Origin of the sequence: Flammeovirga sp. OC4 (assembly GCF_000812565.1) — a bacterium.
Taxonomy (GTDB): Bacteria; Bacteroidota; Bacteroidia; order Cytophagales; family Flammeovirgaceae; genus Flammeovirga.
In genome coordinates, this window is the sequence record NZ_JTAM01000043.1 from 61904 (window position 1) to 86602 (window position 24699).

Annotated in this window: 13 protein-coding genes; 7 read left to right on the top strand and 6 right to left on the bottom strand. The window is 35.7% G+C overall.

Annotated features, from left to right (window positions below; all coding sequences use genetic code 11):
- Positions 1–338 precede the first annotated feature (338 nt).
- The 3 genes from PL77_RS19645 to tnpA all read left to right on the top strand — a co-directional run bounded on the left by PL77_RS19645 (position 339) and on the right by tnpA (position 4142).
- A complete protein-coding gene (locus PL77_RS19645) occupies positions 339–1739 on the top strand; it encodes a sulfatase (RefSeq protein WP_156152446.1) in 1401 nt (466 codons plus the stop codon).
- 256 nt (positions 1740–1995) lie between these two features.
- A complete protein-coding gene (locus PL77_RS19650; protein ID WP_044209202.1) occupies positions 1996–3414 on the top strand; it encodes a sulfatase in 1419 nt (472 codons plus the stop codon).
- A gap of 293 nt (positions 3415–3707) precedes the next feature.
- A complete protein-coding gene (tnpA, locus tag PL77_RS19655; protein ID WP_044209203.1) occupies positions 3708–4142 on the top strand; it encodes an IS200/IS605 family transposase in 435 nt (144 codons plus the stop codon).
- Between the two features lie 246 nt (positions 4143–4388).
- Here the strand turns inward: tnpA and PL77_RS30865 are convergent, their stop codons facing one another.
- Complete coding sequence (locus PL77_RS30865) at positions 4389–11030, bottom strand: PKD domain-containing protein (RefSeq protein WP_052444575.1); 6642 nt, start codon at positions 11028–11030, stop codon at positions 4389–4391.
- A gap of 702 nt (positions 11031–11732) precedes the next feature.
- Between PL77_RS30865 and PL77_RS30870 the strand changes: the two genes are divergently transcribed.
- Positions 11733–13082, top strand: coding sequence for a family 16 glycosylhydrolase (locus tag PL77_RS30870; protein ID WP_052444576.1), 1350 nt, complete (start codon positions 11733–11735; stop codon positions 13080–13082).
- Between the two features lie 258 nt (positions 13083–13340).
- On the opposite strand, the gene PL77_RS19675 is transcribed toward PL77_RS30870, so the two are convergent.
- The 3 genes from PL77_RS19675 to PL77_RS19685 all read right to left on the bottom strand — a co-directional run bounded on the left by PL77_RS19675 (position 13341) and on the right by PL77_RS19685 (position 20463).
- A complete protein-coding gene (locus PL77_RS19675; protein ID WP_216595922.1) occupies positions 13341–13847 on the bottom strand; it encodes an RNA methyltransferase in 507 nt (168 codons plus the stop codon).
- A 398-nt stretch (positions 13848–14245) separates the two neighbouring features.
- Positions 14246–18286, bottom strand: coding sequence for a two-component regulator propeller domain-containing protein (locus PL77_RS19680; RefSeq protein ID WP_044209209.1), 4041 nt, complete (start codon positions 18284–18286; stop codon positions 14246–14248).
- 131 nt (positions 18287–18417) lie between these two features.
- Positions 18418–20463: a right-handed parallel beta-helix repeat-containing protein gene (locus PL77_RS19685; RefSeq protein ID WP_044209211.1), complete on the bottom strand. Its 2046-nt coding sequence runs from the start codon at positions 20461–20463 to the stop codon at positions 18418–18420.
- 283 nt (positions 20464–20746) lie between these two features.
- On the opposite strand from PL77_RS19685, the gene PL77_RS19690 reads away from it, so the two are divergent.
- The 3 genes from PL77_RS19690 (at position 20747) to PL77_RS19700 (ending at position 23552) form a co-directional block, all read left to right on the top strand.
- Positions 20747–21793 carry a DUF4198 domain-containing protein gene (locus PL77_RS19690; protein ID WP_253274002.1) on the top strand — a complete coding sequence of 349 codons (1047 nt, stop codon included), beginning with the start codon at positions 20747–20749 and terminating at the stop codon, positions 21791–21793.
- A 2-nt stretch (positions 21794–21795) separates the two neighbouring features.
- Positions 21796–22473, top strand: coding sequence for a HupE/UreJ family protein (locus tag PL77_RS19695; protein WP_044209217.1), 678 nt, complete (start codon positions 21796–21798; stop codon positions 22471–22473).
- A gap of 437 nt (positions 22474–22910) precedes the next feature.
- Positions 22911–23552, top strand: a complete 642-nt coding sequence (locus PL77_RS19700; RefSeq protein ID WP_044209220.1) for a hypothetical protein — start codon at positions 22911–22913, stop codon at positions 23550–23552.
- A 94-nt stretch (positions 23553–23646) separates the two neighbouring features.
- On the opposite strand, the gene PL77_RS19705 is transcribed toward PL77_RS19700, so the two are convergent.
- Positions 23647–24075 carry a MarR family winged helix-turn-helix transcriptional regulator gene (locus PL77_RS19705; RefSeq protein ID WP_044209222.1) on the bottom strand — a complete coding sequence of 143 codons (429 nt, stop codon included), beginning with the start codon at positions 24073–24075 and terminating at the stop codon, positions 23647–23649.
- Between the two features lies 1 nt (position 24076).
- Positions 24077–24511: a membrane protein gene (locus PL77_RS19710; RefSeq protein WP_044209225.1), complete on the bottom strand. Its 435-nt coding sequence runs from the start codon at positions 24509–24511 to the stop codon at positions 24077–24079.
- Positions 24512–24699: the final 188 nt, after the last annotated feature.

Consider the following 24699-nt stretch of genomic DNA (forward strand, 5'->3'; position numbering starts at 1 on the left):
TCATTTCATTCAAAATATTCGATGTCACTACCCAAATATCAATGAATAATAAAAATTTGATGTTGTTCTCCGTACATGATCAGTCCTTTTACGTACGACTTTTCTATCAGATACAGTACAACCTAGCTGACAGTATTAAAAATAAGGGTTTTACATAGATTCAGACCAATAATTAATCCTAAATGAAAAAGCTGAATTGACTAAAACATACATATTAAAAACGCAAAACCACCCCTATTTTAGAGAAAAAAATGACCTTGTCAATGGTATTAAAAACCATGTTTCAAATGTTAAACGATAGTGTCACTTGGAACTGATTATTGTCTCCTATCTTCGAAATGAAAGGAAATAATACAAAATCTAATTTTACGATTGAAATGAATATGATCAAACAACTTTTTTATATAGGACATTTCCTCCTATTTTTTCTATTAAATATTAGTACCTACGCCAAAGAACCGCCCAATATCATTTTACTTTTTGTAGATGATTGGGGGTGGATGGATGTTGGCTACCGCAATAATAAATATGTCACACCTAATATAAATCAGCTGAAGGAAGAAAGTATGGAGTTTACGAGAACGTATGTTTCCACTCCCACTTGTAGTCCTAGTAGAGCATCGATTTTGACAGGAAAAGAAGCTGTTCGTATGCAAATGGTGAGACATATTGTACATTCTAATCCTGATGGATCGAATGATGATAAATTCAGTTTTTGGAAAAAAGATCCTGTACAACGTCCATCCATTAATTACCTTCCCTTAGAAGAAGTGACTTATGCGGAAGCCTTAAAAGAATACGGTTATTATAATGCTTTCTTTGGAAAATGGCACCTTGGTCATGCACCTTATCATCCCATTCATCAAGGGTTTGATGAGCAAAACGGAACAACCAACTGGGGACATCCGAAAAGCTATTACCCACCTTATTTTAAGTCGGGATTTGGTGAAATGAAAGAGGGGGAATTCTTAACGGATAACCTCACCAATCAAACCACTTCTTTTATTAAAGATTACGATAAGGAACAGCCTTTTATGATCTCGCTTTGGTACTATGGTGTGCATGGTCCACATGTAGGGAAAAAAGAGCACCTTGATCTATACAAAGGTTTACCTAAAAGGGAACAACAATATGGGGCTATGGTCACTGCGGTTGATGAATCTGTTGGGCAGATCAGAGAGGCTTTAAAATTGAAAGGTTTGGATGAAAATACGATCATTATTCTGACTTCTGATCAGGGTGGATTTTTCTCTCAAGCTCCATTAAGTGGTGGTAAAATTGGCGGTAATACGTTGGGTGAAGGTGGTGCTAGAGTACCAATGTTGATCCATACGCCTGACCCTTCTAGCCACAAAAAAGAAATCGACACTCCGGTTTCTACGATTGATATCTTTCCTACGTTAATGGAAATCGCCTCTCAAAAGAAATATAAAAATACTGGGATTCAAGGGGTCAGTTTGTGGTCTACTATCAACGGAAAAAAGAAAATAAAGGATAGAAACCTCTACTTTATGAGAAGCTATGAGGATCAATATGCTTCTGTTATTCAAAACGATTGGAAGATGGTGAAATACCATAGCGGGAAGAAAACTTTATTCAATATCGCTTTGGATCAATCCGAGAAAAATGATCTGTATATGGTAGAAACAAAGGTGGCGAAGGAGTTGGAAGAAGCTTTATTGGATTGGGAAAATGAAGTGTATTCTACTTGGGAGAAGGTGGATCCGCCAGTCAATTAAAACCCGAACAAATACAAACGTTTTTGATAGAAGTCAGAGACTTCTAAAGATCTTTTAAGCACAAGAGACGCTAGCGCTTAACTCTTGCGCTAGGGAGAAGTAGTGCACTGGCGCGAATGTTAAGCGTGAGCGTCATTCGTGCCCACGGATCATCAGAAATCTCCTGATTTCTAAAAACCAGAAACATTTAATGAATTAAGATCGACTACTTATAATTTTAACTATGGTGCAAAAACCATAAAATCATCAATAAAAAATGAAATACATTAATTATACTTTCATCTTGTTTATCTTTTTGTTTTCACAATGTGCAATGAATACAGCACAACAAGAGAAAAAACAAGTGAATATTCTATGGCTTTTCGGGGAAGACATTGACCCTTGGATGCCCGTGTACGGTGACTCAACTATCCAAACACCAAATATCGATTTCCTAGCTCAAAATGGTGTAACTTTTACCAATTGTTTTTCGATGTCTCCAGTATGTTCACCAGCTCGTTCGGGGATTTTTACAGGAGCGATGCCAACAACTATTGGTACTCATAACCATCGTGCAGGACGAATGGTCAACAAACCACTACCGGAACATGTAAAAGTACTTCCTGAGCTTTTCAAAGCAAAAGGGTACCATACTTTTAGTGAAGGAAAAGATGACTTCAACTGGTCTTATGATTGGAATGATTACTGGACGGGAAGTTATACTGAGAAAAAGCATTTTGGTAAAACAGGAACGGGAAGCTGGAACGATAGAAAAGAAGGGCAACCTTTCTTTGGGGTAATTGAGCTTTATGGTGGAAAGAATAAAAAGAAGCCGGAGCATTTAGTTGATCCTAAGGAGGTGAAAGTAATGCCTTACTACCCAGATATTCCATCTATCAGAAAGCAAATTGCAGATCATTATAACCAGATTAAAGTGACGGATAATGAAATTGGGGAGTTAATCAAGCAATTAAAAAAGGATGGCTTGTATGAAAATACCATCATTATCTTCTTCTCTGATAACGGTTATAACCTCCTGCGTGACAAGCAATTTTTATATGATGCAGGACTTCATATGCCTATGATTATTTCATCTCCAGGCAACCCTGATTTATTAAAACAAAGTGGTGTAAGAGAGGACCTGATGAGCTTACTTGATTTAACGGCTACAACTTTACATTTGGCGGATATTGAAGTACCCGAATACATGGAAAGTCAAAATGTTTTTGATAAAAATTATCATAGAGATTTTGTAATCGGAGCGAGAGACCGTTGTGATTTCACGATTGACCGTATTCGTTCGGTGAGAACTGAAAAATTCAAATACATCAAGAACTTTATGACTGACCGACCACTGATGCAATTGCAATACAGATCGCATAAGAAAAGTACGATTGCAGTGATGGAAGCCTATAAAAACGGTGTAGAATTTAGCAATGATTGGCTTTCTGACACTCGCCCTGCTGAAGAGTTGTATGACCTTGAAAAAGATCCATATGAACTACATAATTTAGCATCTAACCCTGATTATCAAGAGCAGTTAATGCATCATAGAAAGACTTTAGAACAATGGATTGAAGAGACAGATGATAAAGGGCAATACCCTGAATCTCAAGAGCAGTTGAAAGCTGTTTTTGAACGTTACGGGGAGCGATGCATCAATCCTGAATTCGATTTTCTAAAAGAAACAAAGTAATAGTTAATATATAGATTTTTGAAGCCACTTCTGCTTTGCGGAGGTGGCTTTTTTGTGTTTCGTGCACCACGACTAAAGTCATGGGCAGGTGATACTGACTCCACCAACACTAAAGTGTTGCCTCTGTATCTTTAACCTTCAAGACTTCAGTCTTGATAAGGTTACAGTATCACCTGCCCATAGTTTTAACTATGGTGCACGAAACATAAAAACTAATTTTTGAAAAAGTCTCGTTTTCAAGTATATTCAATTACTAAGGAAACTATTCTCAATAATTAAAGCTACGATTCAATATGTCTCACTCCAATAATAACTTATGGATTCATTTAGTTTGGTCTACAAAAGAAAAACGTCCTTTTTTTACTAAAGGTATTTTAGACAATAAGATATTACCACTGATAAAAGAGATTGCAATCAAAGAAGGTTATCAAATTGATGCTATAAATGGGTATAAGGATCATATTCATTGTCTATTATTACTTCCTAACTCCGTTTCACTATCTACACTCGTGAAACATTTGAAAGGTAAAAGTTCTTTCTTAATTAATGAAAGTGAATTCTTTAAGGATAAATTCCAATGGGGTATTGGCTACTTTGCAGTTTCTGTGAGTCCTAGATTTATTAACTCTACTAGATCTTATATTAGTACTCAATGGGAGAAACATGAAAAGTTGAGTTTAGATGCTGAACTTGATTATTTTGAGTCGCTTACTACTGCTCTAACTTAAAATGTTTCGTGCACCACGACTAAAGTCATGGGCAGGTGATACTGACTCCACCAACACTGAAGTGTTGACTCCGTATTTTTTAACCTTCAAGACTTCAATCTTGATAAGGTTACAGTATCACCTGCCCATAGTTTTAACTATGGTGCACGAAACATTTCAATTATGGGTCTGCGTAAAGTCACAAAAAAACGGGTAGCAAAACCACTTGGTCTCACCACCCGTCCTATTATTTACTCTATTCTAATATTATTTCACTTGTACTTTTGTTGTGTATTGACTTCCGTTTTTGGTGGTCATCTTGAATAGATATAATCCACTAGTCCACCCTTCAACTGGGATTTTGATTGAAGCTGTAGTTTTGTCAATAGATTGGATCAATTGTCCTGTTACTGTCACGATCGTTACATTAACGACCTCATCAGAGACTACATTTACTTCAGAAGAAGCAGGGTTTGGATATACCTTGATATCTGTACCTTCTAAAGAAATGTTTGTTGGATCTGCTTCTGTGATTGTGATCAAATCTTGTTGAGATGAAGTATCAGAACCATTTTCATTGCTTACTGTCAAGGCTACCGTGTAGATACCTACAGCTGCATACGTATGCGTTGGGTTTTGAACATCAGAAGTAGTACCATCACCAAAATCCCACGACCATGAAGTCGCATCCGTTGAAACATCTGTAAATGTGATTTCTTCATTTACTTTTGCCTCGGTCACACTTGCATTAAATGAGGCTACCGGCATGTTGATTACATTCTCTGGATTCACCACAATATCTAATGTTTTTGTATCAGATGCTTCACCATTCATTACTGTCAAGGTCACTGTAAATGTACCTTCAGAAGTGTATGTATGTGATGGGTTTTGCTCATTAGAAGTGGTTTGATCACCAAAATCCCATGACCATGAAGTCGCATCAGTGGAGACATCTGTAAATACAATCGCTTCTCCCAAAATAATTTCTGTTTTCGACGCCGTGAAATCAGCTACTGGTAATACAGAAACCACTTCTTCAGTAACAGTGATATAATCATTTTTTACTTCCTCATCCTGTCCATCTGCATTTGTTACAGTTAAAGTCACCGTGTAAGTACCTGCTGTAGTATAGGCATGGGTTGGATTCTGTTCATCAGAAGTAGTTTGATCACCAAAATCCCATGACCATGAAGTCGCATCAGTGGAGGCATCCGTAAACGTTACTGTTTCGTTTTCTTCCACTGCTGTTTTATCCGCTGAGAATGCAGCTACAGGAAGCACTGGCTGAGGGTTGACAGTGATTGTCATTTCTTTCTCAGCTGACGAAGAAGCATTAGATGCTGTAAGTGTTACAGTATAAGTTCCTGCTGCTGTATATGTATGTGCTGGATTTTGTACATCAGAAGTAGTTTGATCGCCGAAATCCCAAGCCCAAGCAGTAGGTGCACCTTCAGAGGTATCAGTAAACTGAATTTCAGTACCCAATGTCACTTCCATCGATGATGCGGTGAAGTTCGCTTGTACTTCTGGTTCATCAACATGCTCTGTCAATAACACGATATCATCAATATCCAACGTACCGTACCAGTTTCTGGCCATGGCTATGGTTGCATTAAAGTCTTCAGTAGCTTCAAAAGCAAGCGTATGTGTGTACCAATCCGAAGTTGTTCCGTCTTTGTATTGATCACCCCTGGCTCTTGGAGCATTGGATTCAACATCCATGATTAATGGGAAGTGAATAGCTACACCTCTTGTTCTTACAGATAAAATATACTTTTTACCCGCTTTGAATTCAATCACGGTATTTGTTCTAATCTGACCATTTGCCGATGCTGAAGCACCACCATCTCCGTATTGCATATATTGATTGCCTTCCTCTTCCAATACAGTCAACGTTCTCGGTAGGTCAGGTTGTTGGAAAGCCACATAATGGAATTTACGTGCATCCGTTCTTTCCTCTTCTAATAAAGCGGCGTTTACATCATATTCGGAGAAGTTATTGTTGTATACCACATCATAAGTTACAGCTGAAACTTCTACCGATTGAGTCGATGTTGCTTCTTTTTTATCATTAGCGATTTTCAATGAAACTTGATAAGTTCCTCCTTCAGCATAAGTATGTACAGGGTTTTGTTCGTTTGATGTAACACCGTCTCCAAAATCCCATAACCATGAAGTGACCTCACCTGCTGATGTATCCATGAATTTAATAGTCTTTGGATCATCAAAGCTTACTACATTATAAACAAAAGTAGCTTCCAACTCAGGCACTGCTACTACAGTAATGTAGTTTTCTTTTACTAGCTCATCTTCACCATCCTCATTGGTTACTTTTAGTTTGACTGTAAATTGTCCCACTGAAGCATAAGTGTGAGATGGATGCTGTTCATTGGAAGTTGTACCGTCTCCAAAATCCCATGCCCAAGATGTAATCGTCGTTGTAGATTCATCTGTAAACTGTACTGCTGTTCCTTCATCTACTTGCGTAGCATTAGCTGAAAATTCTGCAGTTGGTAAGATACCTACAGTAATGTAATCTTCTTTAATTAGCTCATCTTCTCCAGTATCGTTGGTTACTTTTAATGATACTGTATATACACCGGCTGTTTGATAAGTGTAGAATGGATTTTGATCTACTGAAGTTCCTCCATCACCAAAATTCCATAACCAAGCCGTTGGTAAGTGTGCTGATTCATCTTTAAAGCTTACTGTTAGTGGCTTGTCACCTGTTACTCTATTGACCGTAAACATCGCATCAGGAGCAAATAGTTTTCTTACTAAAGTTTCCGTTACGCTAGTGTTTTCGGTTCCAATTGTTTTGGTATTGGATATCTCATCAAAACCCTCTACCTCTACAGAATAGTTAATAATGTCTGATTCGCTCAATCCCATAAACACAACCGCACCTCTTACGTCAGTGGTAAATGTTTCGGCATTGTCAGTATTTGTTACCACTACACCGGGCATTGGTTTTCCGCTTTCATCTTTTAGTAAAATCGTAAAGCTATACGTTTCAGGAACGAAAGTTTTCAACATTACATTCACTGCAACATCAGCATTATATACTGAGAATTGTCCTTCTTTTATATTAAAACCATCTTTCTCAATTGTATAAGCTTTGCCTTCAATATTAGAAGACATCAATGATACATTACCATCTGCATCTGTAGTTTGATCATCAAAACCTGATACTTTTACAACAGCACCCTCAATTGGAGCATCATTTTCATCCTTTACGTTAAAAAGAACTGTACGCTCTTGATCTCCTACAAATACACTCTTTACCACTGCTTTTACATCATCAATATAAAGTACTCCTGTTCCATCAGTATTGTTATTGAAACGGAAACCGACCCAGTTCAGTAACGCGGACTCAGAGAAGTTTTTCACGGCTACCTCTTGCTCCACTGTTAACCATTTCCCTTTTTCCATTTGTGAAATGTCAACAGCCAATACTTGTGGTGCTGTATTATTGAACTTAGAAAGTAAAGAGATTTGGCTTAATGTTGCTGCAGCATCAATGTATAATTTAAAAGAAACCATCATGTGCTCTTCCTCAATTGTTACATTGGACTGTAAACCACTCTTAGGCGTTCGATTGTAATTTCCACTTGCAATTTCAGTATCGATTTGAACTTTTAATGAAGAAGATCCACCCCAAGCCATTTCATCTGTAATAGAATAAATAGCATTGGTCGCCCAATCCGCACTCGTTGTATTTTCCTCAAAACCAAAAGCACACGAGTTGATCAATGAGTTTGGATTGTTCATACAACCATCAGCAACTACTTCCTCTTGAACATCTGTCACCCTAATATCATCAAAGTAGATTGAAGTTTTTTCACCTGCATCTGCTACTTGAATCTGTAATTTGATTCTCTTGAAATCATTTAACTCATCTGGTGTAATTTCTTTTTTCAATACTACCCACTCACCCTGAGGAATACCTGTTAGGTCAAATTGAGTAACTGGAGAAGTCAAGTCTGCAACTCTTACTTTGTTGATCGTACTTCCTTCTTCAATGAATACTTTCATAGAGAATTCAAGGTTGCGATCAGTTGGAAGAGGGGCTGAGTTTTTATCTACATAAACTGATTTCGTTTTATTTAAAACACCATCATTCGAAAAACGCATCACTCTTTTTCCGTGAGGATTTCCGTTCAAATCTACAATACCAAACTCGCTATCCCCTGTCCATCTAACTCTTACTTTTCCGCTTCCAAGATCAATGAGTGTTGGACCTTCAAAACCAAATAAATGAGAGTTCAAATAGTTTATATCTGAGGGGTCATTCGGAACGTCTTTCGGTGTTTCATCTGCTGGATCTGTACCACCGTCTACTACATCACTTGTCTTCTTTTCTAACTTAATATCATCGATAAATAAGAAGCCCTCACCATCAGGATTTAAGTCTACTTCTCTTACTCTGATTGTCACTTGACCATTTTCGGGGTCACTGTCTTTACCAAAGCTAATACTTCTCTTTAAAGTGACCCAGCCTTCTTCTTCTGTAAGGGCTGAAATATCAAAAGAGTTGACAATAAATAAACTTTGTGCTTTATTATCTTTCAAGATGACATCAAAAGATTTGATCTTATTATTGGCCTTGCCTTTTACTTTTAATGACAACTCATAGTCACCTTCATTCATATACAATGACTTGATAGGCGAGTGAGCGGCTAATGCCACATTTCCAGATACCAATGAAACATCAGACATGTTCAAACTTCTACTTCCTGAAGCTTTTTCATCTTGAGAATAGCCTGCATTCGTACCGAAGAACCAATTCTTCTCTTCGTTATCAATCCATTGACTCCCTTCAAAACCAAATAAAACAGGATCTAAACCTTTAAATTCTATTGGAATTACTTCTTCTATTTCAATATCATCAAAATAAACCGTTGAAGTTGTACCACCGTTGGCTGCTGCATCACCTGGCTGAATTACTAATGAGAATGTACCTTCATTTGACGTACCATTTGCCATTGTAAAATCATAGCTTACATCCACCCATTCTCCGGTTGTTGTGGGTAAGTAAAAAGGATCTAAGTTTGCGCTTGGGTTCTTCATGAAAATTCTAAAACGAGTGGCTGCACTTCCTTCCTCTACATAGACTTTCGCTTTGAACTTGTATTTACCAGCTGATAATTTTACCATACCTGCAGGTGCGTGAGCTGCCCCTCCATTACCAGTTAATGCTGCTGTATGATGGAACTTTAAGCTTAAGTTTCCATTTGCAGGCATTTCGTCAGAGATTGAAAAATCATTACTAGCTCCCATTGACCATCTCTTTGCAGTACCATCCACTACGGCTGTACCTTCAAAGCCAAATAATTCAGGATTTAATGGTAACTCCGCTTCTTCAACTGCTGGTGGCGCTGGGATTTCAGGACCCGATGTCATCCATTGTAAAAACTTCGTGCCTGCACCGTACAATTCGTTTGTCTCAAGCATTTTTTGTTTCAAACTAGCTTCTAATTCTAAAGCCTTTTCCATGTACATTGCATAGTTTTCTCCATCAGTATCAGCCAATTGATTGGTTGTTTCTAATGGATCTACTTCAAGGTCAATTAAATACGCATCATCCTTGTTGCTTAACACTAACTTGTAACGTGTTGTTGCTGCGGAAACCCACCATCCTGCATCTTCTGTAATGAAAACAGTATCATCTTCAGTGACCATTAAATCATCACTTGTATATAAATGAGATTGGTCTTTACCATGTACATCACTCATTGCTGGAAGACCTGCCAAACCTAAAATCGTAGGTCCAACGTCTACATTGACATGAGGTGTTGTTACAATTTTTCCACTAGGAATTTTTCTAGGGTAACGAATCATAAACGGCACTTTTGCAGAGCTTTCATAAGGAACCCCTTTGTTGATACGACTGTACTCGAAAAGCATATCACCATGATCCACTGTATAAATGATGATCGTGTTGTCCAATTGTCCTTTATCTTCCAAAAGTTGTAACATTTTACCAATGTTATCGTCAACCGCTTTCACCATACCCCAATATTCTTGCATATAAAACTCATCAAAAGAGCTATATCTATCAGATTCTGGGTGAACGTCATTATTGTTTTGTTTGTCAGCCCAGTTAGGTCTTGAGCCTTCTATATCGTACGTTAAATCGTAAGTATATGGAGCTGTGAAATTCACATTTCTACACCAATCATGATACTCTGGTGCAGAGTGGTTAGGTGTATGTGGATCTGGAATAGAGATCATCAAACAGAATGGATTCTCAGCGTCAATATCATCTTCCATAATTTCAATGGCCTTGTCTGTAAAAAACTCTGTAGCATAAATCCAATCACCGCTTGGCTTCCCTTGCTCACCCCAATCATATGGAGGAACACCATCTTCATTGAACCATGTCCAGTGTTCTTTTTCAATACGCCATTCGATATTGTCAAAACCAAAGTTTCTGCCTGCTCCCCAAACTTGTGTCGCAGGGTCATCTTTACCTTCCAAGTGCCACTTACCTACATAAGAAGTGCTGTAGCCATTGTCTTGTAATACGTGAGCCCAAGTTTTCATTTCATCGTGCATAGGTCTATCATTACGAGCTGCACCTGTAGAACCAGGATAAAGTGATGTAATGAAAGAGGCTCTTGAAGGTGTACACGTTGGAGAAGATGCATAATGTTTTGTACTTACTGCACCCTCTGTACCTAAACGGTCCATATTGGGTGTTGCAACCTGATCAGTGGCATTCCAAGGATTATAATATTCCTCTTTGGTCAAATTGCCACTATGCATGTCCAATTCTCTGTATTTACTGACAGTCTTGAAACTATGTTCGTCAGTGTGAATAATTAAGATATTAGGCTTGTCTTGTGCAAAGAGTAGATTAGTCATAAAGACTAACAAGACGCCTAAAAAAAGTTCGCTTCTTTTCATACTATACGTTTGTTTATGGGTATAGAAGTACCTACCCATTCGTTATTAATTAAGATTTGATGTGAAAATATTGGCAGATATTTCGTTTCTGAGCGTTATAATATTAGTCCTAACCCCTGTCGGTCTTTGGTGTCTCTATTGTAATAGGAATATGCAGGACTGCATTTTTATAAGATCAAAAAAAGAGTGCTATCTGTCAGTAGACTTCATTAAATTCATTTCATAGTTGTCTGATTAATACATTTTAAATAGATGTAAAAACAACATTTAACAGTTTCAAATTTATTTTGATTGTCTTTTTGAGGCGTGATTTTGAGTGAATAAGATGTAACTAAGCGTTAGAACAATTTTTTTGAAAAATGAAAAAATGGGTATAATTCCGAGAGTTGTCAATGTATAAAATGGTCAATAAACTCGTTTAAATTCATCAAAAACGGAGATTATTTGTATTTATAGCCTTTGTTTGATTTCTTGCTTCCTATAAACCTAATGATGTATTATTATTTAAATAAAAAAGCCAATGAATACTTTATTTTAAATTTGAAGTAAGAATCATCAATAGCGATTAAAACCTTAAAAATCTTCCCTTTACGGAGAGTAATACTTTATTTACCTATAAAAACATCAACAAAAAAATAAACCTACAAATTGCACTCACAACATTTAATCAGCGAATTTTTTTGTGACTCAACAAGCATTGAAATGAAAAGAAAAAATAAAATAATGGCACTAGGAGCTCTCTTAGTAGCAACATTAAGTAGCAATGCCGTAATGGCTCAAAATCCAGCTTCTGATCCAGAGAACAAATTAGGTTGGACACTTAATGAGGATGTAAGTGACGAATTTGAAGGGAATCAAATCAACAAAGATAAGTGGATTGTACAGGGTGAAAATGATCACTATGAGAATAATTTTAAGGGTAGAGCACCTTCTCAATTTGCACCTCATGCGGTCTCTGTAAGAGATGGTCAATTAGTGATAACGACTAGATGGGAGCCGGATTTTAACTTTATCAAAGGTAAACATAAAGGCTACAAGTTTGAAAATATCACAACAGGTGCCATCATTACAAAAAAGAAATTTAAGACAGGTTACATGGAAATCAAATGTAAGCCTGCTGATGCTCCTCTTTCTAGTGCTTTTTGGTTTACAGGGAAAGGTGGTGAATTGGACTTGTTTGAAATCTTTGGTAAATATCCAAAAGATAAACATGTTGAGAAGCTTTATCATACTTCTTTCCATGATTGGGGAAAAGACCGTAAAGATCCACTATGGGGAAAAACAAGTTGGGATAATAAAACACAACTTCCGTTTAGATTAGCTAGCGACTATCATGTGTATGGTTGTGAATGGGGTGAAGACTTCTTGAAACTTTACATTGATGGTAAACTGATCCGCTGCGTAACCAAGGAAGAACTTGGTGATAAATGGGTAATGCACAATGAACAAAAAGTATGGGTAGACAATGAGGTTTTCCCTTGGAAAGTCAACCCTAAAAAAGAAGATATCACGGAAAAAGGAGTAGAGTTTTTAGTCGACTATGTAAGAGTTTGGCAAAGAAAACCTTCTAGTGATATGGCTTGTGAAATGCCTGAAAACATCCTTGAAAACAATGATTTTAATAATGGATTGGAAGGATGGAATATTGAAGGAAAGGTAAAAGCAGTAGCTGGAAAAGGAAAAAACGAATCCGGGAAGAATTATGTGAAGCTAAGTGCTGGAAGGGAAGCTACAATTTCTAGAACAGTAAAACTTAAGCCAAACACGACCTATATTTTATCTGCAACGGCTAGAGCACCTATGACAAATATGGATACGATCTGGCAAAATGGTTGGTTGGGTGTTAAGGCTTTCGGTAAGAAAGGGCAACAGCCAATTATCAAATTCTTTAAAAACTCATGGTACCGTCAAAGCATTTGTTTTACAACAGGTGATTTTGCCAATCAAACGTACATTTATTTTACAAATAAATGGCAAAAGAAAGAGGTACATATTGATGCATTTGAACTTACTGAAGTGACTACTGATCACTTAACATTGGACGGAAAATAGTTTATTTTAATTAATAACACTTTAGTTAATTAATACTGTAGCTCATGAGACTTATTTCAAATTGAATGGTTTCATATCTGCTTAAATTTACACGGTCGGGACTTACAATAATAGCATCATTGAGCATTCATTTCATTCCACTCAATGGTCAAAATATTTATTAAGTTCTTAATTACAATTTTTGATGGGAAGGTAAGATTACCTTCTCATCATTTTTTATATAAACTATGTTGCTTTATGATAATCAGTTCAATCAAGCTAACATCTATCTTTATTTCTCTGTCTGTCGTACAATACAATACTCCCTGCCACAGAAACATTCAAACTTTTAGGTGTATCAAACTTTACAAGAAAATGGCTTTTCTCCATAGCTTGTTTTGAAAGTCCGTGGTCTTCTGCTCCTAGCAAATAAACACACCTTCTGGGGTGATGAAAAGTCTCTAATTCGACTGCTTCTTCCGAAAGTTCCACTCCAACAATACGTGTCCCTACTGGTATGTTTTTAAGGAAATCATCAAAAGTATCATAATGATAATACGGAATGGACTTTACCGCATTGTGGGTATCGCAAGCTTGTTTAGCATATCTATTTCCAATAGTAAAGATAAAACTGGCTCCAAAGTTTTGGGCTGAACGCCACAAGACACCGAGATTTTCAGGTGTTTTTCCATTTTGGATACCAATTCCAAAATATTCGTTTTCAAAATTTTGATTCATACGGCAAATTAAGCAGTTCCTTCTGCATGTTGCAAATATGAATAGCAAATGGTGATTTTTGATGATTCGTGAGAACGTTATACTAAAACCCCCAACACAACTGCATTTAGAAGATAATTATAAAACTCTCGTCTTTTGACCTATAATTAGATATTCATTTATTAGTATCTAAATCGGCATTGAAGGGAAAAGTGTTAAGAATTTCATGAATTGAGCCGTTGAAAATGATTTTGCTGTTTGAGCATCTCAAAACGATGAAGTTTTGATCGAGTTATCCTTTCAAGACGAGAGAAGTGAAATTTAGCTTTTGCGTTCTAAGCCTTGAATTTTTTGCTTCGTTTTTGTGTTAAGACAAAAATGAAGAAGAAGGAAATTTGAAAGTAGGCCCTATAAAAGTTGGCAGAAAGATGGGTAAGAAGTTGACGTTAATTTAGTTTACAATATAATTAGCCTTTACTTGAAAACTGCTTTGAGTATTCTTTAGGACTAACGCCAAACTGTTTTTTGAAAGTTCTTGTAAAATAGGAAGGGTTATTAAAACCAACCTTATCCATGACATCCAAAATAGAAGAACCATCTACCTGAAGAATCTGTGCTGCCCGTTTCAATCGTATTGTTCTGATAAACTCACTAATCGACATGTTCGTCATTGTCTTCACTTTTCTATACAGTTGTGACCTACTCACTCCTAGTTCTTTGCAAAGATGTTCAACATTCAGATCTGAATTTTCTAAATTTTGCTCTATGTACATCATCGCCTCTTCCAATAACTGCTCATCTTTTGAACTGATTTCGATGGCAGAAGGTGACACCTCAAAAGAAGATGGAGCACCATTTGAAGAAAGGAGGTTTTTAACTCTTGCTGATAATATATCAAAACTAAAAGGTTTTGATATAAACGCATCAGCCCCCATATTGTAGGTGGTCAATTGCGTTTGTACGTCATCTTTTGCTGATAAGAAAATAACTGGAATATGCGATGTATGAGATTGTTCTTTGATGCTTTTACAAAATTCTAGACCATTCATTTCATCCATGGTAATATCAGAAATGATTAAATCAACTGGCTTTTTATTGACGATTTTGAGTGCTTCTGTACCGTCATTCGCGATGGAAACATTGTATAAAGCAGAAAATTTAATATTCAGGTACTGAGTAATATCTTCGTTGTCATCAACGATTAGGATATGAGCTCCTTTCAATTCTTCATCTACCTCTAAGGTGTCAACTTCAGCATTTGCCTCCTCAACAATCGGGGAGTTTTCATCAATATAAAGTTGCTCTTGATCTGTATAAATTTTATCGAAATGACCATTTCCTTTTAGAAGCTGAATAGTGAAAGTACTCCCTTGATTTTTCTCACTCTGTACTGTTATTTTTCCACTATGCTGCTCCACTATCGACTTCGTTACCGCTAGCCCTATTCCACTTCCTCTACCTGATGTTTTCTGTTGGAAATAAGGATCAAAAACGTTGTTAATCACCTCCTTATTAATCCCAACACCCGTATCTTTAACCGTTATCTCAATACTCTCTTTATGCTCTTTAAGCCCTATAGTAATCTCACCATTTTGAGGAGTATATTGCAATGCATTACTCACCAAGTTAAATATCACTTTTTCAAACTGAACAGTGTCAACAAAAGCGATGATTTCTTCTTGGTCTGAGTCTAGTGATAGTTTTATGTTTCTTTTCTCACTTAAAATCTGAAAATGATGAATAGTCTGATGTACAAATGTATTCAGTTCTACCTCTTGAGGAGATATTCTCATTTCTTTATTTTCGAACTTCTGGAAATCCATCAATTCCAACACCAACTTCTGAAGCTTCACGGCATTCTTTCTCACCACTTGTAAATCATGATGCACTTCGGGCTTCAATTCCTTTTTGTAGATCAAGTCCTGTATGGGATCTAAAATTAATGTCAAAGGCGTTTTCATATCATGACAGATGAAAGTGAAAAGATCCAATTTTGCTTTTTGAATATTTTCAGTTTCCTGCTCCTTCAATTCAACAATTTCCTGCTCATGTGTACGCTCCAATTCTGTTCTCTTCCAATGATAATAAGTAAAGATGCTTCCTACCAAAAGTAAAAAATAGACAATATATGCTGATGTAGTAAGGTAAAATGGGGCTTTGAGGTGAATATAGAGTTTAACAGGCTCTTCCATCCACTTGCCATTGTGAGTCAGTAGCTCGAAAGTATGCTCTCCATACGGCAAATTCCTATAAACAGCATATCCATCAGAAGATTCTACCCAATCTTTATCAACTTCAGACATTTTATATTTATAGGTCACATCCTTTTGAGAGTGAAAACAAAAGCCTGTAAAACCTATTTCAATATTGTCTTGATGCGGTGCTAAAGTAATGAGTGAGCCATCTTCCAAAGGGTGCATTAACACTTCATTTCCATTATAACTTTTTCCTACTTTTATCTCTTGATCATCTACTTTTAACGTGGTAAAACTAGGTGTATAGTTTTCTGTAGAAGCATGGTATTTTGATGGCTTAAAAAGAATAAAACCATTATCACTACCAAAAAACAGCTCATTGCTCGGTGAATAATAACTTCTTCTTATTTTATAATAATTTTGACGTATTGCAGAATTAAATTCATAGTTTTCTACAGCTAATGTAGAAGGGTTAAACTTTGACAACCCATAACCACTCATCCATATTTGCCCTTTTTGATCTAACTGTAGCTGTTCTAATTGATTAGTGATAATGCCATCCTTCTCCGTGTATTTTGTAAACTTAGGAGTATTGATATCCTCAGGATTAATAGGACTTTTTACTAATCCTCCACCTAAACAACCAATCCAGAGTGTGTTATCTTTCCCTTTAATCAATGACGCTATAAAATTGGAAGGTAGATCAATTGCCCCGTTTCCTTTATAGAACTTCGCGATGCTTTTTTCTTTCTTTTTTTCATCAACTTTCAGAAGATTCAAACCTATTTTAGTTCCAATCCAGATGTATTTTATGTGCCCCTCTCGATGAGTCACAACATATTTCACCGTATTATGCGTCAAACCTAATTGGCCGTGCGTACGATATCTGTTTACCTTACCTTTGTAATAATCATTTTTTGAAGGAATGTATTCGTACAACCCTGCATTGGTGCTCAACCACATGTGTTGATCTTCATCGATACTCGCATAAGTAATACTCGCTTTAGGATAAGGTGCTATCGGGTTTACCTGCTTTAGCTTTATTTTTTTACCATTGATCAAATCGCTTTGATCCTGTTTTGTGAGGTGATAGGTATTCTGATTCGAAAACAAATAAATCGATGCATCAGGTAGGGGTAAAATCTTCGATATTTTCAAGTTTTTAAAGACAGGATTATGAGTGCTATAATCTACTACTTCTCCTGTCTTACGATTAAAAATACCGAGTCCTTGGCCTAATGTTCCTACCCACAAAATTGAATCTTGATCTTGGTAAAAAGTATAACTAGAAAAAAGTGTATTGGGATTATTTTCATAAGGGTTTTTAAATTGCTCCAAATACCTAAAACTTTTTTCATTAGTAAATGCCCCATTAGACAGTGATCCCAACCATAAAATGCCTTCTCTACTCTCACAAAAAGTAGTGATCGCTTTGTTATTATGTAAAGGATGAATGGAAGTATAAGGTTGATAAGGAATGAATTTGTTTCCCTGATCAGAAGAATACATCAAACCTTTATTCTTCGTTCCCACCCAAAGTGTATTTTCTTTATCCCTATAAATAGATAAAATGGAAGCATTGATATACTTTTTCTTCGGCTTAAATTGTCGATTAATTTGATATAATCCTCCAAAAGTACCCACCCATGCAGTTCCTTTTTTATCTACATAAATAGTTGTAATGTGCTCTTTGTTGATACGGAGAATATGATGTACAATTTGAAGGGTATTCGGGTGAATTGTATATAAACCTTTACTGGTTAATGCCCAAAGTAATTCATTCTTTCCTTCAATGATCTTTCTAACCCTGATGTTTGAATCTATAATACTAAGGATGTGATAATTACCCTCTTCATCCTCTCTTATTTTGCTTAACCCATAATCAGAACCTACCCAAATATTGCCCGACTTATCACAAAACACTTGATGAATTGTAACTTGTTGATCACCATTGAATGGTATGTTTTGAAATTGATTTTTTTTCTTGTCGTATATACATAAGCCATTTGCTTCAGTGCCAATTATGACTCTGTCTTTTTTGTCTATTGCTAAAGAAATCAAACGATTACTGGCCAATGAAAGACTATCTCCTTCTACATGTTTGAAGACTTTCATCTCATTTCCATCGTATCGGTATAGACCATCAAAAGAGGCAAACCACATATAACCTTCATGATCTTGTACCACTGACAATACATCAGAGTGCATAAAAACATCCGAACCTTTTACGGGAATAAGGTTGGCAAATGCATTTTGGATAAAGATAAAAAATACGAGTAGATGAATAGAATATTTAGAAAAATGTGACTTCATACTTCAGTCTAAAAAAATTGCATGACGAAAGTTAAACAATTTTTCAAGACTAAATACTAAAACCCACTTGTCTTTTCTAGAAAAAACAGTCTTACGTTTTCCTAAAACCTCATAACAATAAACACAACACGCTATAACTTGGTTTGAATTTCTTTTTCTTCCATATCAGTATTGGTCACAAAAAGATTACGATTCTCTTTTAAGGATAAGGTTTTCTCCGTAATTCCATCAACAGATACAGTTGCTTTTTCTAGTCTAAAATCATTGTGTTCAATTTTAATATTTTCTGTATTGATGAATTCTAATGTTGGATGGTTGGGATATAAAGGAATATATTCTTCTGATTTTTCAATGATATTATGACTAAAATTAATATCCGAAGAGGCATTTGCTCCCATAATCCAAGCATCAAAAGTCTTGAAATGATTATTGGTAATCGAAATGTTTTTGGTAGTTCTAATTTTAGGGTCAGTAATTAAATCTACTCTTCTTTTTTTACTTGTCAAGCACCAAATGACAGGTACATTGCCTCCTCCATAACAGGCATCTAAAAAAGTATTATTTTCAATTTTTACATTTTCAGCAAACCCTGATTCATACCAAAAATCAAACTTATTGACCATAAGTATTGAGGTCATCATATTGCTAAAAGTACAATTTTCAACAATTGCTCCTTTGCTTGTCGAAAGTAAAAAACCTCTTGCTCTATTATCCGTCAGTGTGCAGTTTCTAGCAATAAATGTAGGTTGAGCAGAAAGATTTTCTACCATTATTTTATCAGAAATTGACGCTGGAAGTTCCTCTTTGAAAGTAAGAACATAATACCCCTCATTTACTTTTTCCATTTCCAAAATATGCCCTTTGAAATAAGGATGAAAGGCAGATGGTTCTACCAAACCCACCTCATCTCCCACTTCTGCAAAATGAAATCCTAATTGCTGAGGATGCCCAATGCTGACTCCCAATTGATAATTATTAATGCGATCAACCACTTGCATGTATACTCCATGTATATTAGTGGCGTCATCCAACATATGTTGAAATTTGCAATTTTCTAATACAATTTGTCCTTTACAACCTGCAAAATGTGTCGCGTCTGCCAAAGTAGAAACCATACGTTGACTTCCTCTTCGAGTATGAATGTTCACATGGTTCAAAGCGATGTCTTTGCTTGCCTCTCCCAATACTCCCATGCCAATACAAGAGTGAATAGTCACATTTTCGATTCGAGTAGTTTCAGACTGATTGATCCAAAATGCTGGCGCAATTCGGTTACTTCCCATTTCACCTTTAGCCACCAAAATTTGCCCTACAGAAGGTAATTTTCTTTTTAAATTTTTAATTCTTACGATTCCCTCTTTCAATTCTTCTGCAGTGATTCTATCTGATTTTTGAAGCAACTTCACTTGATAATCCATCCTGTCGAATGGTGTATTGAAATGTTCAAAAGTGTCCATGTATTGAAGACGGTTCTTTTTCTTGCTATGCAATGGTGTCACTTTAGATGCATTATATGCAATTCTATGGTGTTTTTTATTCCAAATGATCGCCTCGTCCAAATTATGAGAGTAGCCATTTTCTTTGATAAAACGTAAAGCATTGTCTTTGATGGTGTAAGGAGTATTTTCTCCAATTTTCACATCAATATATTTTTCATCTTGATTGACATTAATAATTTCCATCTCTGAAACATAAGGCAATTCCCAATCGATTTTCACGTTTTTAATATTAATATTTTTACTGTTCTGAATCATAAATGGGAGCATGTGTCCGTGGAATATAAACTCAGCACCATTGGCATCGATCTCTAGATTTTCAAAATTTAGAATAGGAAAAGTGGTATAGCGGATGCCATTATCGTGGTTTGTAATAGCACACATCATACCTTTTGCCTTACTAGGGTACAAGTGATAAACTCCTTTTTCAATCGTTATTTTTGTAGCACCTTTTGTCCTGGCATCTTTTATCATCTGTAAAAAAATAGTACTAGCAGAGGCTTTATTTTCTGCTAATGCATAGTCTTTAGAATGAATTTCTAACACGGTCTTTTGGGTGAAAGATTCAGCTTTCAAGATAAAGATAAGTAGCCCTGCAAATAGAATTGATTGGTATTTCATTTTTAATGGTTTGTAGTCAGATGAATACAGTTCATCCATCCAATATTTTAGTAAAGACATTGAATGATCTATCCACAAAGTTATTTGTACAAGATGTTAACGCTAAAGACGAAATGATCAGTTTTTTGCTAAAATGACCTTATGAACGATTTGTTCCAATCCATGTGCATTTTGTGTTATTCTGCTTTCTAAAAACGATACAAGTCTCTAAAAAAACAACATAAGACAAGAGGCCAATTAAAGAATTTACAATGTTATTCTCATTAATAAATAAAAGTTTTTAGTTTTGCGGCGATAGCTAAAAGTAACTTTTCACAAATAGAACAAACTTCAACATCGAAATATGAAATTCATTCCAAAAGTCATTCATATGACTTCTAAAAACAAGATGGTTAGACCACTTTATCTGTTATCAGCAGTCGTATTATTGTGTAGTCATGATTTATACATAAAGATGGAAACCTACTTCTTGAAACCAAATCAAGAAGCCATTTTTAGCTTATATAATGGTACTTTCGAGGAAAGTGAAAATACAATTGCACGCGACCGCATTCAAGACGCATCTTTTGTTTCTCATGGAAAAAGAGTAGCTATTAACGCTGAGCAATGGAAAGATCAAGACAGTACCATCACTCAAGTGGTGTTCAATACAGGTGAAGCCGGCACTTATGTCGCAGGTGTTTCTACTAAAGCAAGAAGCCTAAAACAATCTGCCGACGATTTCAATAATTACCTTAAGCATGACGGTGTTTTGGATATGCTTCAAGAACGAACTGAAAACAATCTGTTAGATCAAGGTGTGATTGAGAGTTACCAAAAGCATGTAAAAGCGATTTACCAAGTTGGTGATGTGAAAACGGAGGACTGGAATACTGTTTTTGGTTATCCAATTGAATTTATTCCTGTTTCAAACCCTTATGAAAAATATAGCGGACAAACACTAGACGTCCGATTAGTTTTGGAAGGTAAACCATTAGCAAATCAGTTGGTTTATGCTGATCATATCCAAAGTGCTCATGGACATAGTCACAAAGGTCATCATCATCATGATGATCATGAACATGCACATCATAGCCATGATCATGATCACACTCATACAAATGGACAAAAGTTACGTACCAATGAAGAAGGTATAGTCACTGTCGATTTGCCTGAAGATGGAATTTACTATCTCCGTGCTATACACATGGAAAAAGTAGAAGGAAACGATGCTTTCACACATGAATCAAAATGGACCACTTTGACTTTTGAAGTGACACATCAGCATGAGGCACACTCTCATGATCACCACCATCATGATGATGAGGAAGAAATACCAACTTGGATTTTTGTATTGGGTAGTATTTTGGTGATTGGAGTCTTATTTGTATTCTTCTCAAAAAAGGATTAATCATGAGATCAAATTTTAAAAGAATTCTCTTACTGGTATTTATATTAATTCCAGTTTTTGGTTTTGCTCATGATGTGACAAGTGCTGATCAAGAGATTTTACGTAATGGTGGATTGTGGGCTTATATCCAAGTAGGTGCCACACATATGCTGACAGGGTATGATCACTTACTATTTTTAGCGGGTGTAGTCTTTTATCTGAAAGGTTTTAAGGATATCGTCAAGTTTATTACAGCATTTACAATTGGTCACTGTATTACTCTGATTGGTGCGACCTATTTGGGTATCACTGCCAACGAACATTTGGTTGATGCAGTAATTGCTTTGAGTGTACTCTATAAAGGTTTTGAGAATTTAGGTGGGTTTGAAAAACTCAATATCAAATCACCTCATCTCCTCTTAATGGTTGTCATCTTTGGGTTAATACACGGCTTTGGACTTTCAACCCGATTACAATCTTTTGAAAATGGAACAGAGGATTTATTAGCTAAGATTCTATGTTTTAATTTAGGTGTAGAAATCGGGCAGATTGTTGCCTTAATACCGATTGTGTTGATCATTACCTTTTCAAGACAAAACAAACAATTCCCCGCTTTTTATAAAGCCGTTAATTGGTATTTGGTCATTGCTGGTATTGGCCTTTTTCTATATCAAATGTCAGGATATATTAATGGTCATTAGTGGAAGAACTAGGGATTGAATGCATTGTCGTTCACTCCCAATCCATCTTTCTAGCAGCTTTTATAGGGTTTACCTTCAAAGCCAAGGGGCGTATTACTATATGGTTCTCTGATTACGAATAAAATGTTTTGTCATAATCTTCTAAAGTACAGTTTGCTTTAGGGATGTTAAATTGTAACTCCATAAGGCAAACGAAATACATTAACTGTAAAGCATAGGTCTGGGTTGAGTAAAACTATAATTTACTCCGCTATGTATTTCGTTTATAATTTTTTTCAATCCATTTAAGAGGCATTAAAGCTAAAATACTTAATCCCTCCTCAAGGTCTTTTTAAGAATAAGTTCGTATTTTTGTGATACAATATATCTACGCTAAAAAGTGTGTTATTTTGATTTTTTATTAGTAGAAGTGCTACATAATTTAAACAAACTATAAGATGAAAAAAGTAATAATGTTATTGGTGTCCCTCTTTTGTGTAACTCTTCTTCATGCTCAGCAAAAGGCTGTTACTGAAACTGGCGAAGAAGTTTTTCTATATGATGATGGAACATGGAAGTACCAAGACGAAAATGTTTTAAAAGAAACTGAAATAGCGACCAATCCTAAAAAATATAAGAAAGATAAAAAGTCTACTTTCCTCATTAAAAGCCAAAGTCTCAATGTGGGTTATTGGATCAATCCAAAAGTTTGGTCTTTCAGTAAAGGTAAAGAAAATCCAGAAGCTGAGTACGAGTTCAAATTAAAAAATGGTGACCTCTATGGTATGATCATTTCTGAGCAAGTTGAAATTCCACTTGCCACAATGAAAGGTATTGCATTTGACAATGCGAAGTCGATTGCTCCTGATTTAAGAATTGTAAAAGAAGAATACAGAGATATCAACGGTTTGAAGGTTCTTCATCTCCAAATGAATGGTACTATGCAAGGTATTAAATTCTCTTACTTTGGATACTACTATTCAGATGAAAATGGCACTGTACAATTCATCACTTATACTTCTCAAAACCTTCTTGAAAAATATAAGCCGGTTAGTGAAACGTTACTGAATGGACTTGTTCTACTTGATGAAGTAAAATAGTTTTTGAAGTATCATAAACTCAAAATCCTGATCAGAAGTTGGTGTATATTTCTGATCAGGATTTTTTTGTATTGAATGCTAACCTCTTTTTAGTTTATACATTGGAAAGCATTTTTTCTAAAACCTCTTTAACTTTTAGCATATCTTCTTTCCCAATATTTAAGCATTCTAAAGTCTGGAGTAAATCATTCGGAATTTCTTCCGCTTTTTCCTGAAGCTTTTTTCCTTTTTCAGTGAGAGAAATTGTTACAATACGCTCATCCTCTTTTGATCGTGTTCTTTCAATTAATCCATTGGTTTGCATCCTCTTTAGTAAAGGAGTCAATGTGTTCGTTTCCAAAAGTAACTTTTCAGTAATTTCTTTGATGGGTATTCCATCCTCTTCCCAAAGCACCAAAAGTACAAGGTATTGGGGATAAGTCACCTCCAATTTTTCCAATAAGGGACGGTATTGTTGAGTAATAAACCTAGATGCCGCATATAATGGGAAACAGAATTGATTACTTAGTTTTAATTGCTCCATTTTATTGTGTGCTTTTTCTCTCTTTCAAATATTTCCATCCTCCAGAAGACCATAATGCCCAAACGACTAACAATGGCTGAAATAATAAACGAACAAAACGTTTTGTGTCAGTATTTAAACCAAAAGAATCGATATGATTGACATATTGATTGATATTACCGGGGAAAATCAAAATAAAGAAAATTCCTAATGCAATACCTGTTTGTACTTTAAAATTTCGTCCATAAATCATCAATAAAGCAAAAGCTATTTCCACCACACCTGAAGCTAATACTACAAAATCTATAAAACTTTCATCTGTTGTCAACCAAGTGGGAACCTGTGCTTGAAATGCAATTCTACGAAAAGTCATATGACCTATACCTGCATAAAGCATGGCTATACCTAATAATACTCTAAAAACGTTTTGAACTGTAGATGTTTTTACCTGTTGCATAATTTATATCGCTTGTATTTATATCGTTTACGATACAATTATAGATGAATAATTATTCATTACAAAACTTTAAGATTAATTTTAATGGAAAAACTAAAATTTAGATCGAAATGACCATTTATTATTTAGAATTAATTCGCAGTAAACTAAGTTTTTGAATATTTGTGTTTTTTAGAAATCAGGAGATT

Excerpts from the sequence above, each read along its gene's own strand:
- PL77_RS19705 (WP_044209222.1), bottom strand. The coding sequence starts at position 24,075 with ATGGAGCAATTAAAACTAAGTAATCAATTCTGTTTCCCATTATATGCG.
- PL77_RS30865 (WP_052444575.1), bottom strand. The coding sequence starts at position 11,030 with ATGAAAAGAAGCGAACTTTTTTTAGGCGTCTTGTTAGTCTTTATGACT.
- tnpA (WP_044209203.1), top strand. The coding sequence starts at position 3,708 with ATGTCTCACTCCAATAATAACTTATGGATTCATTTAGTTTGGTCTACA.
- PL77_RS19680 (WP_044209209.1), bottom strand. The coding sequence starts at position 18,286 with ATGAAGTCACATTTTTCTAAATATTCTATTCATCTACTCGTATTTTTT.
- PL77_RS19650 (WP_044209202.1), top strand. The coding sequence starts at position 1,996 with ATGAAATACATTAATTATACTTTCATCTTGTTTATCTTTTTGTTTTCA.
- PL77_RS30870 (WP_052444576.1), top strand. The coding sequence starts at position 11,733 with ATGAAAAGAAAAAATAAAATAATGGCACTAGGAGCTCTCTTAGTAGCA.
- PL77_RS19710 (WP_044209225.1), bottom strand. The coding sequence starts at position 24,511 with ATGCAACAGGTAAAAACATCTACAGTTCAAAACGTTTTTAGAGTATTA.
- PL77_RS19645 (WP_156152446.1), top strand. The coding sequence starts at position 339 with ATGAAAGGAAATAATACAAAATCTAATTTTACGATTGAAATGAATATG.
- PL77_RS19685 (WP_044209211.1), bottom strand. The coding sequence starts at position 20,463 with ATGTCTTTACTAAAATATTGGATGGATGAACTGTATTCATCTGACTAC.
- PL77_RS19700 (WP_044209220.1), top strand. The coding sequence starts at position 22,911 with ATGAAAAAAGTAATAATGTTATTGGTGTCCCTCTTTTGTGTAACTCTT.
- PL77_RS19695 (WP_044209217.1), top strand. The coding sequence starts at position 21,796 with ATGAGATCAAATTTTAAAAGAATTCTCTTACTGGTATTTATATTAATT.
- PL77_RS19690 (WP_253274002.1), top strand. The coding sequence starts at position 20,747 with ATGAAATTCATTCCAAAAGTCATTCATATGACTTCTAAAAACAAGATG.